Genomic DNA, 15,452 nt, shown 5'->3' on the forward strand with positions numbered 1-15,452 from the left:
ATATCTTATTCGAGTTACTCATTATGAAATTAACTCAGTTGCTTTGAATATTTGTTAGGAGGAAATCATGGAAACAGCTAATTCAAACCCCACTTTTTCGGCAAGTATCCATGAGATAGAGTGGGAAAGAATAAAATTAAAGCTATATGGTTTAGTGGAAGGAAGTAATGTTCAAGAATCTTCGTTTTACTTATGTAACTACTCAGATGACCTATTGATTCCGTTAAAAAATGTGTCATTTGAAGGACATAGCTTTAAAATTGTTATAAATATAACAACTATATTTAATAAAGATAGATTGCCCAATGGAAAATGGGATTTATTAATTGTCTCGAAAAATAATACTAGAAAGGTTGGTATAGCTAGAAATTTAATAAGAGGAAACGCACTGGACGAAGTATATTCTCGTAATTTCAAAAGTGGTGCAAAGCGTGTATATAAGTTTCATCTACTGCTCAATAATAAAGAGAATAATTTGTATTTTGATGTATACTTCAAATGTTCACAACCTAAGAAGAGGAGAAAGATAACATTTAAAAGAAGGATTGCTAATTTTAGAGAGCAACTATTCGTTACAATCTTTAATCTGAGTAAGAAAATTGTAAAAAAGAATGGAAAAAGAGTTCTTTTTACCTCAGCTTCTCGTTCAAAAATAGGAGGGAATTTAGGGGCTGTTTACAATAGAATGATTGAACGCAATCTAGATAAAGAGTATAAATTATATAAAGTTTTCAAAACGAACATTTGGGCAAGGAGTAAATGGTGGGATAAGTTTAAATTACCATTTTATTTAGGCATAGCTGATTATATTTTTATTGAGGACTACCAACCTATGGTGAACTCCCTTGAATATGATGAAGATACGGAAATTGTACAGTTGTGGCATGCAAATGGGGCATTTAAAACTTTTGGTTATAGCCGACTAGGTAAACCGGCTTCACCTAAGATAGATGGTGAAAATCATAGAATCTATACGAAGGCAATTGTTAGTTCAAAGCATGTAATTCCATATTATGCGGAAGCATTTGCAATTGAGGAAGATAATGTTATAGCTACAGGGATACCCAAAACGGATATATTCTTTGATGAAGGTTACAGGAAAGAAACTATCAAAAAGCTAAAAAATCTATATCCGCAAGTAAAAAATGCGGATAAAGTCATTTTATTTGGCCCGACTTTTAGAGGAGGGGGGCCAAAAACTGCTTATTATCCAATGAAAAAGATTAATATGGAGAGTCTAGCCCAATTTTGTAGAAATAATAATGCTGTGGTAATTTTTAAAATGCATTTCTTGGTGAAAAATAGCCTGGCTATACCTGATGAATATTCTGATGTATTAATTGATGCAACAGATTATAGAGAAATCAATGACATATTGTTTATAGCTGATGTTTTGATTACGGATTATTCTTCAACTATATATGAATATTCCTTATTAAATAGACCAATGCTTTTTTACGCCTTTGACTTAGAAGAATATATTGCATCAAGGGATTTTTATGATGAATTTACAGGGTTTGTTCCTGGGAAAATTGTAAAAAGCTTCGATGAATTATTAGGATCTTTGGAAAATGAGGATTATGAGTTTGAAAAGGTAGAGATATTTAGGAAGAAGAACTTTGAGTTTTTGCATGGTGGTGCAGCGGACCGAGTGATTGATTGGATTATATTACGGAAAGAAAAGAGCATGCCTGCTACTAATAATATTAATACTAATACAAATGGTATAACTCATGAGAATATAGGCTCTACAGATTAACTGTCTACAAGGGTGAAGGTGAAATAATGAGTATGAATAAAATGATAAATCAGTGCCTATTTATTTCTTCTACTCTGGATAAAGTGATGGGTGCACAATTAAACAGAGCAATTTTACTGAATAAAAGAAGCGGCGACATTTCAACGAAAATAATTATTAAGGAATATGATAGAGACTTCTACAAAAAAATTAAAAACTTAGAAATAGTTACTGGCGAGTCTCTAACAAATATATTTATCAATATGTATGACTTTTTTAGAAATAGTGAGGTTCCTGATACCAATCTTCCAAAACCTGTTGAATGGGAACACGATAACCTTGATTGGTTCGAAAATGCCGAAAATATGTCGAACGGTTATTCAAAATTGGGATTTAAAAAAGGAATACTTAAAATAAAAAAAATATATGATGAAAGAAATATATTGAAATCAATATATTTTTATAATTGTAAAAGACAAATAGATAATATTGATGAGTTTGATGATGAAGGTTTCTTATATAGAAGATCAATATTTGTAAACAATAAAGTAACTTTTGAGCATTTTTTTAACAGGGACGGCAGTCTCTTTCTAATAAAGAAAAGAAATTTTAAGGATGACAGTATTCCGAAGTTCCAATTGTTTGATAATGAAAAACATAGAATTCATGAGTTTTACACAACGGATAAGCTGTGGCTTTACTTTTTAGAACAACTAATTGGTGAAACATTTTCCACATTTATTGCTGCGGATAGAATTACGGACTTTCATTTAGTTGAAAAATTGCCGGATGATAATTTGTATAAAAGTTATTTTATACATGACTTTGAAAATTATAGTCTAGAAAAGTTTATAAAATATTTAAAGGTAAAATCTCAATATGAGTATTTATCGAATCCTGATGCTATTGTGTTTTCTACGCATGAGGAAATGAAAGAGAATCTTGATAAATATGGCCAACGTAATAATATGTTCTTTTTGCCAATGTTGGTTCCCGATAAGGTAGTCAATACAACATTGAATAAAAGGGAGAGTAATTCGATAGTGGCGACTTTCCATAATGGGAATATTGTGGAGGCCGAAATTCTTTTAAGAGCATTACGGATTGTTGCGGATAAGATTCCAGATGTAAAGTTAAAGATATATGGATTAAATGATGAATTGCGGGATTTAGTAGATGAATTAACATTAAAATTAAGCTTGATTGGGAATGTTGATATATTTAAAGAGCATAATATACAAGAAAATATATATTCCTTATCGGAATGTGCTGTCTTTGTTAACCACGCGGAAAATAGTGAATTAGAAATGATTAATAGTCTACAAAGTGGTTGTCCTGTTATATCCTTTGATTATAATTTTGAAACAAATGATATAGTAGAACATGGGAAAAATGGTTATATAGTGAAGAATAGCTCTGTTAATGATTTGGCAGAAAAGGTTGTCTTGTTGCTGCAAAATCCAAATCTGCAGAAGATATCTAATTATGCAAAAGATAATATAGATCGATATACAGAATTGCGTTATTTTGAAAAATGGGATGAATTTTTGAAAACTCTAATGGCGAATAAAGCTACAAGGGTAAAACTAAAGGATATAGAACTACATCTTCAAAATTTCAGATGGGAGAAAACCCGAAAGATTAAAGCGGAGGTTCTTTTAACAGCTATTGGAGACATGTTTAGCAATACATCCCCGCAAGCCTATATTAAACTGATAAAGAGAAAAACAGGTGAGGCAAAACAGATTATTGGAGATACGAAAAAAGTAAAGGAAGATAAATTCCAGTTTAATGCCTTGATTGACTTCGAACATTTAGATCTAACCAAAGGACTCTGGGATATACAATTGTGCTTTTCGTGGGAAAATAGTTTTATTGCAAAGAATATAAAGCTAACGAATGAAACTTTAACGCCACGATTAATTAATAATAGACTTATTACGCCAATTTTTTCCGAAAATGGAAATGTTAAACTTCATTTTAAGGTTGGCAAATATATCGTTGATCAGGAAGAACTAATTGGGATTGAAAATAAAATTAAAACTATTACAAGAAAATAATCTGAACTATAGATCGTATATTAAATATGGGACAATGGAAAATTAATGATTTTTCTTATCACTAGTAATTTAAATAATGTATTAAAAATAGTGCCTGAAATCTTGTAGATATCAGGCCTTTCATTTCATTAATTGTACTATTAGTAAAAAGTTTAAAGTAGTGCTTTGTTTTTTTGTCTATATTTAAATTGTATGACTGATATAGTTTGATTCCGCGGAGAAATCACAATTTCTTATTGAAAGCTGAATACAGAGTCGAATTGGGAAGAAAATATATATTGAAAACTAAAATATCAATTCAAAGGATTGTGAAAATCTCATGAAAAAAGTAATGGTAGTTTTTGGAACAAGACCTGAAGCGATCAAAATGTGTCCTTTGGTCAAAGAATTGAAAACACGAGAAAGATTAGAAACGGTTGTCTGTGTGACTGGGCAGCATCGAGAAATGTTAGATCAAGTTTTGGAAGCTTTTCACGTTACACCTGATTATGATCTTTCTATTATGAAGTCTAAGCAAACTTTATTTGATGTAACGATTAATATTTTGGACAGAATGAGGGCTGTTTTAGAGGAAGTAAAACCAGATGTCGTATTAGTTCATGGTGATACTTCAACAACGTTTGTAACAGCATTAGCATGCTTCTATTTGCAAATTCCTGTAGGTCATGTTGAAGCAGGTTTACGCACATACAATATTTATTCTCCTTACCCTGAAGAATTCAATCGCCAAGCGGTTGGGATTGTAGCAAAGTATAATTTCGCCCCAACAGAAATGTCGAAAGAGAATTTAATAAAAGAAGGTAAGGATCCTGCGTCTATTTATATTACAGGGAATACAGCTATTGATGCATTAAAGACCACTGTAAATGAAAAGTATTCACATGAACAGTTAGATTGGGTGGGAGATAGTAAACTCATTATGATCACAGCCCATAGACGTGAAAATTTGGGTGAGCCAATGAAAAACATGTTTAGGGCCATTAAGAGAATTGTGGATGAACATCCAGATATCAAAGCAATCTATCCCATACATATGAATCCTGTCGTAAGGGAAGCGGCGAATGAGATTTTAGGGAACTGTGATCGCGTTCGGATTATTGAACCTTTAGAAGTCATTGACTTCCATAATTTCCTTTCAAGATCTCATATGATCCTTACAGATAGTGGGGGCATTCAAGAGGAAGCTCCAAGCCTAGGTAAACCTGTATTGGTTATGCGCGATACCACAGAAAGACCTGAAGGAATAGCTGCGGGAACATTGAAGCTAGTGGGTACTGAAGAGGAAGTTATCTATCAAACCTTTAAGCTTTTGTTAGAAGATCAAGTCGAATATGAGAAGATGAGCCAGGCAAGTAATCCATATGGGGATGGATCAGCAAGTATGCGAATTGCGGATGTGCTGGAGGGATAATCGGAATGACTTTGTAATTGTACTTTATCAAAAAAAGAATATCTCCTGAAAGACTGCCCTGATCAATCGTTTGAAGTTGTCAGGGCTCAATTATAGCTGAAATTTTCGAGCCATTTTGGGGAGGTTATGTGTTTTTTCTCTCTTTTATTGTCATTTCATGTCCTACCTTGTATAATTTATGAAGCGTACGATTTGATTATGGAATTTGAAAGGAAATTGTATGAAAGCTGCAATAACGGTTATTAAAGAGCAAATAGATCATTTTTATCTTATTCGAAGATTGTCGTTATATGAGTTGGAAAGCCAAAATAAAAGCAATTATTTAGGAATGGTATGGGAATTTTTGAATCCTCTCATCCAAGTACTGATTTACTGGTTTGTATTTGGAAGCATTCGTCAAAGGGCAGATATTGAGATTGCTCCGGGCATAGAAGTTCCGTTTTCCTATTGGCTATTTGGAGGCTTCGTTTTATGGACGTTTTTTTATCAATCGACCATTCAGGGGTCTAAGTCTATTTATACAAGGTTACGGATGTTATCGAAGATGAATTTTCCAATGAGCGTTATTCCTAATATAGCGTTGTTCTCTCAGTTTTATATCCATATAGTTATTTTGGGATTTGTGGTGATTATCTTTCAATTCGCCGGTTTTTATCTGAGTATTTATTTTCTGCAAATATTTTATTTTATATTTGCTGCGTTTTGTCTAATGTTTTCCATATCCTTGATTACTTCAACTTTGTCAACGATTATTAGGGATGTTCATATGTTTTTAAATGCTACTTTAAGAATGGTGCTTTATTTATCACCAATACTCTGGCAGGTATCAATGTTAGATGAACCACTACCAACTCTTATGAAACTGAATCCCCTCTATTATCTTATTGAGGGTTACCGATCTGCTTTATTTGGAGTGGATTGGTACTTTGTGGAACATTGGCAATATAGCCTCTATTTTTGGGGCCTAGTGATTGTGCTATTTTTGTTCGGTTCAGTGATACATGTTAAGTTCAGAAGACATTTTATAGATTACTTATAATGGTTGTGACTGTGATGGAGAAATCAATAGTTGTAAAAAACATTACGAAGAAATATAAATTATATAGTAATACGAAAGAACGAATCTTGGACCTCATTACTCCGAAAGACTATGGAGAAGATTTCTATGCTTTGACGGATGTTAGCTTTGAAGCGGAAAAAGGAGATGTAGTTGGTTTTATCGGGATCAATGGTTCTGGTAAATCAACGTTATCCAATATAATTTCAGGAATTGTTCCAGAGACATCTGGCACAGTAACCGTCAACGGGGATACCGCTCTTATTGCAGTGTCTGCTGGGTTAAAAGAGGATTTATCTGGAAGAGATAATATTGAATTAAAGCTCCTTATGTTAGGTTTCAATAAACAACAAATCAAAGAGTTGGAACCAGAGATTATTGAATTCTCCGAGTTAGGAAAGTTTATTGATCAACCAGTAAAATCCTATTCCAGCGGAATGAAATCACGACTTGGTTTTGCCATCTCAGTAAGTGTTGACCCTGATATCCTTATTATTGATGAAGCTCTTTCAGTGGGAGATAAGACATTTGCTGATAAAAGTTTGGAGAAAATGAAAGAATTTAAACAAAGAGGAAAAACGATGATTTTCGTTAGCCATTCGATTGGTCAAATGAAAACATTCTGCGAAAAAATTCTTTGGCTAGAATTTGGAAGAGTAAAGGATTTTGGTTCTGTAGAAGAGGTTATTCCCAAATACGAGAAATTCTTAAAAGAATATAAGAAAATGTCTAAAGAGGAAAAAGATGCGTATAGAAAAGCCGCAATAGAGAAATCAGTTGAATTATCGGGCCTTTAATTACTAGGTGAAAAAGCGTGAGGTGTTTCTATTATAAAAGCCTTACGCTTTTTCTTTTTTGAGAGAAATGATTGCAAATGCTTTTTGTTTTAATATACCAGTGGAAAATATCATTCCACTCGGAATTCCGCGAACAGATTATTTTTTCTCAAAGGAATTGATGGGAGATTTACGGGCGAATTTTGAACGAGCTTATTCTGAGGGAAGAAATTTCATTTTATATGCGTCCGCTTTTTTTGGGGGGAAGTTATACACAAGGAACTTTTCGGATCACTTTTGATGTGGAAAGGATGAAGGAAGCCTATTTAGAATACGAATAAGCCCATAAGTCCGTTAAGAAACCCATTTCGTGAGCGAGGAAACCCATTCAGAGAATAAGAACCCCATATTTCTTCCAAGAACCCCATTCAGTGCTCAAAGAAACCCATAAATCCATGAGGAGACCCACTCTGTGCGAAGAAACCCATAATTCCATTGGGGAACCCATTTCGTGAGCGAGGAAACCCATTCAGAGATAAAGAACCCCATATTTCTTCCAAGAACCCCATTCAGAGATAAAGAAACCCATATTTCTTCCAAGAACCCCATTCTAAGCATGAAGAACCCCATTCCGTACGCAAATTTCCCCATACTTTGTCTAGGAACCCTCCATTCAAAACATTAAGAAGCCCATAAGTCGATTAGGAACCTCATTCAGAACTTGAAGCCCCCATAGACGCGTTAGATGATACGACGTGTTCGACAAAATCCCAAGCACACCAGGCATCATTATATTTTCTGTTGAATTTGGGAATAATGAGGTCGGGAATATTTTGCAAATATTGCCCGGGAAATGGAGAAATTTCCAAGTTTCGACGATAGGTGGTGGCAAGAAATTTTAAATAAAAAAGCTTTGAAGCGAAAAATCAATTATTTGTTGAATCCGGTGACGAATTATCTGCTTAGGGCGGGGCATCGGCGGGTGAATCAGTATGCGTATTTTTATGAGAAGATGCCGATTAAAGAAAATACGGTTTTATATGAGAGTCGTGATGGAAATAGTATGACGGATAGTCCGTATGCGATGTTTCGTTTTATGCTTGAGCACCCTGATTTCCAGAATTATACTCATATCTGGTCGATTGAAAATGAGGAAGCTCTTGAGCCCGTGATGGCAAGATTTAAATTTTATCCGAATGTGAAATTTGTCAAGCGCCATTCGCGCGGCTATCTACAGGCTTTGGCGACTTGCGCTTATTTGGTGAATAATTCTACCTTTCCTTCTTATTATCTTGCAAAAGAGGGGCAAATCTATGTGAATACATGGCACGGAACCCCTTTAAAAAGGATGGGCTATGATATTCCGGGGGATCCGTCCAATTCGCAAAATGTTGTGCGGAATTTTTTGAGCACCAATTACATATTAAGTCCCAATCCTCATACAACTAACATTTTCTTGGATAGTTATAAGCTAGATGGTTTATATACAGGCGAGATTGTGGAAGAAGGGTACCCAAGAATTGATTTTACAGTAAATGGAAATCCGCAAGCTGCATGTGAACAACTATGCGAGATTGGCTTAACACTCGATACTGGGAAAAAGACCGTGTTATATGCACCGACATGGAAGGGGACGGATATCGGAAAAGTCAATGATGATGTGCTGCAGATTCATGCCGATATGCAAACGTTAGTGAAAAGAGTCGGGGATCAGTACAATTTTTTAATTAAAGTTCATCCTTTTTTATATAAAGAGGCGCTGAAATATCCAGAAATCCAGGCCCACTTAGTCCCCGATTATTTCGATACGAATGAGCTGCTTGTGGCTATCGATGTATTAATTACCGATTATTCGAGTATTTTCTTTGATTTTCTTGTAACCAATAAGCCGATTCTTTTTTACACCTGGGATCTGGATGTGTATAGCGAAGAGCGAGGCCAATATTTACGTCATGACGAACTGCCAGGGCCAATGCTTTTTAATATAAGGGAATTGGCTGAAGCAATCGAAAATATCGCCAAGATTCAAACTTCCTTTCAAGAAAAATATGAAAAAGCGAAACAGCGATTTACGAGTCATGACGATGGTAGCGTCACTGAGCGGATCGTTTCTTATATTTTTCAAAAAAAGGGGAAATTGAATACGATCAGCGATCTCCAGACGAAAAAGGAGAAAATTTTAATTTATCCGGGTGGCATGCGCAATAACGGGATCACTTCATCGTTCCTGAATCTGATGAATAATATCGATTATGACCGTTATGATGTGACATGCTTTACAGCGGCACCGCAGTCAGCAGAGGCATCGAATAATCTACAAAAAGTTCATCCCAACGTGCGCATGCTTTTTAAACCGGGTTTGCCTGTGTATACATTCTTCGAAGTATATCAGGATAAGCTTGTCCATAATCGTGGGAAAAACGGGCTTTTGGCCAGCAGTTTATTCCCAGAGCAAGCCTTCGTGCGGGAACACCGTCGTTTGTTTGGCAAAGCGCAATTTGACTATGTCATTGATTTCAGCGGATATAGCTTGTATTGGGCAAAATATTTATTGGCCGCTGAAGCGAAACAGAAGATTTGCTTTATGCACAGTGATTTAGGGGCGGATAGTGAAAAGGTTGTCAACGGAAGAAGACCGCACCGGATTAATTTACGCGGGTTATTTTCGGTTTATGATCAATTTGATAAAATTGTCGGCGTTTCGAAGGTGAACATGGAGGTAAATCGGAAAAACTTGCTCAAATATGCGGATGATGAAAAATTTACTTATGTGATGAATTCCCTTAATCCAGAGAAAATTTTAAGTCATGGCACTGAAGAAGAAGCGGAAGAGGAAATCCTCGTAGAAAACTTTAAGGCACGAGCAGTTTTAAAAGGTAGAGAAGTTTGGAACACTTTACCTTTTCACAAAGGAGCAAAGTCGTTTTCCTTGGAAGAGGAGTGGGAAGGCAAAGAAATTGCCATCTCTAGAAAAGCGACAGATCGCACGCATGTATATTACAAATGCCATGCTGATCATCAAGTACTTGGGTGGTTGCCAGCCGATGCGGTGGAACTGATTTCGGATCAAATTTTACAGGAAAAAGAGGTCAATCAAATCGGCAAAATCATCCGGCCAAAGGGAAATCAAATTTGGACTAAACCGTATCAAGTACCTGGCTGTGAAAGAGTTTCGGGGAGCAGAGATTATCAGGGACTCCTCGTTGACATTGATCAAGAGGCAAAAACGCAGCATGGTACATATAAGCGGATCTCGGTGAATGGCACCAACATTGGCTGGGTTGATCAAAGAGCCTTACATGTATTTGCATCCTGTAGTTTTACGGAAGGACAAACGGCCGTTGAAAAAGCACGAATCAGCGCAAAGAGAAAATTATTACAAGCAAGAAATGAACAGAAAAACAGAGAAATTATCCGCAATCTGCAGAATCGGGCATTAAGAGAAGCTAAAATTGTGCAACCCGTTTATGCCTATATTTCAAAACCTGAAGATCATCTCATTTGGACCCATGCCTATCCGCATTGGCAGGCCAAACCATTGGGACCAGCGAGGTGGTTGAAGGGGGAAGTCGTCACCATTCGGGCCGTCATTCAAACTCGGGCAGGCCATTTTTATTTATTTTATAAAGATGAGCAAAAAGTCGGCTGGTTAGATGGGCGTGCCTTTGAAAAAATCACCCGTCCTACCTTGATCCGCGAGCGGGAAGTATCGCAACTAGCGAAGTTGACTTTGGATGGCAACCGCGCCATTTGGTCAAAACCATATGGACTCGAGGGAGCAACGAAGGTGGCCGATTCTCAAAAATACAATGGAAAAATCGTCAAAGTGGATCGGGAAGCAATCACGCAAAAAGGTCGTTCGGCACACATATGGGTGGATGACCATGAACTCGGCTGGGTGAATTGGAAGGCTTTGGACGTAAAAGAAGAACTTGGTTTTGAAGTGGATGGACGTTATATCCCTGAGCCGGATCCGGAAAATATGAATTTTGTCCACATGGGGCGACTATCACCGGAAAAAGGACAAGACCAGTTGATCCAAGCCTTTGCCCGCTACCATGAGCAAGACCCAAAGAGTAAATTGTATATCATGGGAGAAGGCGCATTGAAAAAGGACTTGCAAAAGCTAATCGAAGAGTTGAATGTGGAAGATGCCGTATATCTATTAGGGCAAGTAGAGAACCCCTTTGCGCTCATGAAAAAATGTGACGCCTTTATTCTCTCTTCCCATTACGAGGGCCAGCCGATGGTTCTTTTGGAAGCCATGACCCTTGGGATGAAAATCATCGCCACCGACATCGTCGCTAACCGCAACGTCCTCGAAAATGGAAAATACGGCCTCCTCGTTGAAAACAGTATCGAAGGATTGCAAAAAGGCATGCACCAAGTGGCCAATCTTCAACCCGCCCCCTTCGATTACCAATACTATAACGAAATCGCCATGGAAACCTTTTATAGGGGATTGGAATAGCAACCGGGGCACCGGTTGCTTTCGTTATGAATGGGGATTGTAGCTTGGAAATGGGTTTCTCGTGGGGGAAATGGGTTTCCCCGTTCGGGAATGGGCTTCTCAAGAGGAAAATGGGTTTCTTCGTTCAGGAATGGGTTTCTCTGTCCGGAAATGGGCTTCATGTCCGAGGAATGGATTTCCTCATCATGGAAATGGATCTCTCGTATGTAAGGATGGGAGAAATAAGCATCCAATAAAAAAGGAAGCAGCCCTTTTCCTTAAAAGGAAAAAACTGCTTCATTTTGAAATTAAACTATTTATTTTTATGTTTCTTCATTGCTTTTTTCATTAAGTCGCGGGTTTTCTGCCGTTCTTCCTCCGTACCAGAGGACCAAGCATAAATGCCATTGTGCTTTGTATCAATTTCATGTTCCAATTGACCAATCTTACTTAACGAGCGATGCTTAATCATAATAATATCACTCTCCTTATAATAAGTATAACTCACGTAGACGTTTTTTACTTCATCAAGAAATGGATTTTCGTTAATTCGTTATATTGGGTAATGGGTTTCTCTATTCGGGTATGGCTTCATACAAAGATGAATGGGCTTCCAGTGGAAGAAATGGGCATCTCAAAGTGGAAACGGGCTTTTCCTTCGAGGAATGGGCCTCTCCATGAGGAAATGGGTTTCCCCGTTCGGGAATGGGTTTCTTGCGGTTCAAATGGGTTTCATGTCCGAAGAATGGGGTTCTCCAAAGGGAAATGGGTTTCTCCGTTCGAAAATGGGTTTCTCATGGGGGAAATGGGTTTCTTGGTCCAGGAATGGGTTTCTCATGGGAGAAATGGGTTTCTTCGTCCAGGAATGGGCTTCCCAAAGGGGGAAATGGGTTTCTTCGTCCAAGAATGGGTTTCCCATGGACCAAATGGGTTTCTCCGTTCGAAAATGGGTTTCATGTCCGAGAAATGGGTTTCTCTGCCCAAGATTGGGTTTCCCCATCCCAAATTCCCAAAATAGAAGGGAGCACATTCCAATATGCTCCCTAACCATTTATAAATTGGACAGTGGCACGAGAAGAATTCCATAGCACCCGGCATTCAGTAAAAAGGTAATCCCGGCGGCGATGATGATTCCTTTGGCGAAGCCAGGTAGGTTTTTCTTTTTCCCGTAAATGATAAGCGGGATGACGTAAATGAGCTGGGCTACGCCGATAAACATTAAATAGAAAAAAAAGATTTCGGGCAAGAAATCCATGGAGTTTAATACTAGAATAAATAAAAGGAGATTGATCACTACAAGGATAAGAAAGCCTACTCCTCCATAGGTTTTCTCCTGTTCTTCATCAGGCATACGCTCGTCCTCCTCTATACTTCCGTCAGCGGATTTTCCGGTACGATTTCTGCACGTAATTCTTTTAAAATCTCTTCTTGTTCATCTCTATAAAAGAGGTTAAAAGTATCAAAAGGGATCAAGCGTCCATCTTGATGGACAATATGTACGCATGATTTTTTCACGGAGCGCACGTCGAAATTATAGGGATCTAGGAACTGCATAATAATCACGCGAAAAACGTTGTCGTACTGAATATTTTCCGGTACTTCGACTTGCGGTAAGCAGCATAATAAGTTTTTCAAAGACATGCTTGATGACTCCGGTGAATGACTTGTCGAAAATAGGGAAAAAATATGATCTCTTACCGTTTCATCTTGTTCATACACGATCGTGTTACGCGAACCTTGCAACAAGACATTGGGATCAATCAATCCTGTCAACGGAATCGCTTGGCCACCCATTTTTAAAGCATAGCCCATCGCCAGACAGTCTGGATGACAGGGAACCGGGATCATATCCTCCTCTTGAAAAAGATCGGATTGATCGATAATTTCTCTACGCACTTCGGACAAGGTCAGGCGGTCGACAGCGGGATCAAAATCTTCGAGCCGTCCTGCTGCTTGAATCGGCTGAAAAGTAACGCCGCGCACCGCTTTTTGCTGCAACCCATATTGGATGATCTTTCCGATTTCCTGGTCATTCAATCCTTTTTTCAACGTCACAACCAAGGTCGTAGAAATATTAAATTCGTTTAAATGCTCCAACGCCTTTTCACGAATTTTCCGTAAATCAGCGCCACGCAACTCCATTAAAGTCTCTCTTTCAAAACTATCAAACTGCAAATACAACTCAAATCCCGGCATATACGTCGCTAACTTTTTCACAAATTCACGATCGCGTGCGATCCGCAGTCCATTGGTATTGACCATCAAATGCCTGATCGGCCTCGCCTTCGCCGCATCGAGAATCGCGAAAAAATCGGGATGAATCGTCGGCTCACCACCAGAAATTTGCACAATATCAGGCTCGATTTCATTGCGCACTACAGCGTCAAGCATATTTTCAATTTGCTCCAGACTACGAAAAGCCTTGCGGTGAGGCGAGGAGGAGGCATAACAAATCGGACATTCCAAATTACAAGACTCCGTCACCTCGACAATCGCCAAACAACTATGCTGTTCATGATCAGGACAGATCCCACAATCATAAGGACACCCGTATTTTATCGGGGTATTGAAATGCCGCGGCATCTCAGCAGGCTTCAAATAATTCCGACACATTTTATAATATTCTGCATCAGATGAAATCAGAACTTTTTCCGTCCCATGATGGGCACAGCGCTTAATCATATACATTTTTCCGTTTTGCTCAATGATTTTCCCTTCCACTTTCCGATAGCAAGTGGAGCAAATACTATTCGTCAATTCATGAAAAATATAGGGCCGAACTGGCATATTCACGCACTCTCCTCTTTAAAATCTTCTCTTTTTCGTAAAAAACCTAGCAATCGGGGAATATCTTTTGTGTAATATAAAATCCCTAATAAACAGGCGATCTGAATCGCTCCCAATCCTAGATATTCGCGCGGATAGGGCTTAATAAAATCAACCATAAGTCGAAAGAGCAAATAACCGACCATAAATAATTTGAATAGATCCCCTTCCTTATGTGGATGCTTATTTTTTAAAAATAAGATGATGCCTAAACTTAGGAGAAAGAATAATTCATAGAGTTGTGTAGGGTGGCGTAACATCCCATCCCCAAAATCCATTCCCCATGGTAGGGTGGTCGCAATGCCATATGTATTATCCTCAATCCCTGTTAAAAAGCAGCCAATTCGGCCAATCGCCATCCCAGTGATTAAGGGGAGGGTCAAATCATCTCCAGTCGACTCCTTATGACCGACGATTTTCTTCGCCAGTTCCACGCCGATCAGTCCACCTAATAATCCACCAACAATGCTCTTCCCCTCCATCCAAAAAGCAGGATCGAAAAGGGGATGCTGGAGATGACTCCATAAAATCGTCCAATCATAAAACCACGCTAAAAGCTTAGACCCAAGCGCTGCCCCGACAATCGCCCCGGCCAGCACCGACAAGGAAACAGAAGGAGATAAGCGCTCCGATCGCCGGGCGAACAGGTAAAAACGAAAACCAAGAAAATAACCCAAAGCCTCAAAAACCACATGAGGATGCAGCCTGAACAAACCAAAATCAATCCAAACAGGAAACTCCACCGCCTCTCCTCCTTTTACAACTGAAAACATTTACCTACAGTGTAACGAAAAACCTCGTCCACTTCATTAAATTTTGACAAACTTAGGTCAAAAGAGAGGGATATACTCGGAGATGTTGGGGCTACAGGGGGAGAAAAGGGTTTAGGAAAATGGGATGCTTCGTGAGGAAAGGGTTTCTTAAGGGGAAAATGGGGTTCCTCGTCTGGGAATGGGGTTCTCAAAAGGGAAATGGGTTTCTCGAGGGAGAAATGGGGTTTTTCATTCGGGAATGGGTTTCTTCATCCAGGAATGGGTTTCTCAAGGGAGAAATGGGTTTCTCCGTTCGGGAATGGGGTTCTCACGGAAGAAATGGGGTTCCTCCGTCCGGAAATGGGTTTCTCAAGAGGGAAAC

General features: G+C 38.2%; 10 protein-coding genes. 6 read left to right on the forward strand and 4 right to left on the reverse strand.

The window, feature by feature from the left end:
- The first annotated feature begins 67 nt into the window (after nt 1–67).
- From KI363_RS15360 to KI363_RS15385, 6 genes are all read left to right on the forward strand, one after another.
- Complete coding sequence (locus KI363_RS15360) at nt 68–1,759, forward strand: CDP-glycerol glycerophosphotransferase family protein (RefSeq protein WP_212966898.1); 1,692 nt, start codon at nt 68–70, stop codon at nt 1,757–1,759.
- A gap of 26 nt (nt 1,760–1,785) precedes the next feature.
- Nucleotides 1,786–3,798 carry a glycosyltransferase gene (locus tag KI363_RS15365; RefSeq protein ID WP_212966899.1) on the forward strand — a complete coding sequence of 671 codons (2,013 nt, stop codon included), beginning with the start codon at nt 1,786–1,788 and terminating at the stop codon, nt 3,796–3,798.
- 319 nt (nt 3,799–4,117) lie between these two features.
- Entirely contained in the window at nt 4,118–5,209 is a 1,092-nt protein-coding gene (wecB, locus tag KI363_RS15370; RefSeq protein WP_212966900.1) for a non-hydrolyzing UDP-N-acetylglucosamine 2-epimerase, read from the forward strand.
- A 220-nt stretch (nt 5,210–5,429) separates the two neighbouring features.
- The gene (locus KI363_RS15375; protein ID WP_212966901.1) at nt 5,430–6,248 is read left to right on the forward strand and encodes an ABC transporter permease; all 819 of its coding nucleotides are present in this window, start codon (nt 5,430–5,432) and stop codon (nt 6,246–6,248) included.
- A 14-nt stretch (nt 6,249–6,262) separates the two neighbouring features.
- The gene (gene tagH, locus KI363_RS15380) at nt 6,263–7,063 is read left to right on the forward strand and encodes a teichoic acids export ABC transporter ATP-binding subunit TagH (RefSeq protein WP_212966902.1); all 801 of its coding nucleotides are present in this window, start codon (nt 6,263–6,265) and stop codon (nt 7,061–7,063) included.
- 961 nt (nt 7,064–8,024) lie between these two features.
- Nucleotides 8,025–11,513 carry a CDP-glycerol glycerophosphotransferase family protein gene (locus KI363_RS15385; protein WP_246516902.1) on the forward strand — a complete coding sequence of 1,163 codons (3,489 nt, stop codon included), beginning with the start codon at nt 8,025–8,027 and terminating at the stop codon, nt 11,511–11,513.
- A gap of 292 nt (nt 11,514–11,805) precedes the next feature.
- On the opposite strand, the gene KI363_RS15390 is transcribed toward KI363_RS15385, so the two are convergent.
- The 4 genes from KI363_RS15390 to KI363_RS15405 form a co-directional block, all read right to left on the reverse strand.
- Nucleotides 11,806–11,964: a hypothetical protein gene (locus KI363_RS15390; protein WP_212966904.1), complete on the reverse strand. Its 159-nt coding sequence runs from the start codon at nt 11,962–11,964 to the stop codon at nt 11,806–11,808.
- Between the two features lie 579 nt (nt 11,965–12,543).
- Nucleotides 12,544–12,843: a hypothetical protein gene (locus KI363_RS15395; RefSeq protein ID WP_158322381.1), complete on the reverse strand. Its 300-nt coding sequence runs from the start codon at nt 12,841–12,843 to the stop codon at nt 12,544–12,546.
- Between the two features lie 14 nt (nt 12,844–12,857).
- The gene (locus KI363_RS15400; protein WP_212966925.1) at nt 12,858–14,279 is read right to left on the reverse strand and encodes a radical SAM protein; all 1,422 of its coding nucleotides are present in this window, start codon (nt 14,277–14,279) and stop codon (nt 12,858–12,860) included.
- Nucleotides 14,280–14,281: 2 nt separating this feature from the next.
- The gene (locus tag KI363_RS15405) at nt 14,282–15,061 is read right to left on the reverse strand and encodes a prolipoprotein diacylglyceryl transferase (protein WP_212966905.1); all 780 of its coding nucleotides are present in this window, start codon (nt 15,059–15,061) and stop codon (nt 14,282–14,284) included.
- Nucleotides 15,062–15,452 lie beyond the last annotated feature (391 nt).

Source organism: Lederbergia ruris, from assembly GCF_018332955.1.
GTDB classification, from domain to species: domain Bacteria; phylum Bacillota; class Bacilli; order Bacillales; family Bacillaceae_C; genus Lederbergia; species Lederbergia ruris.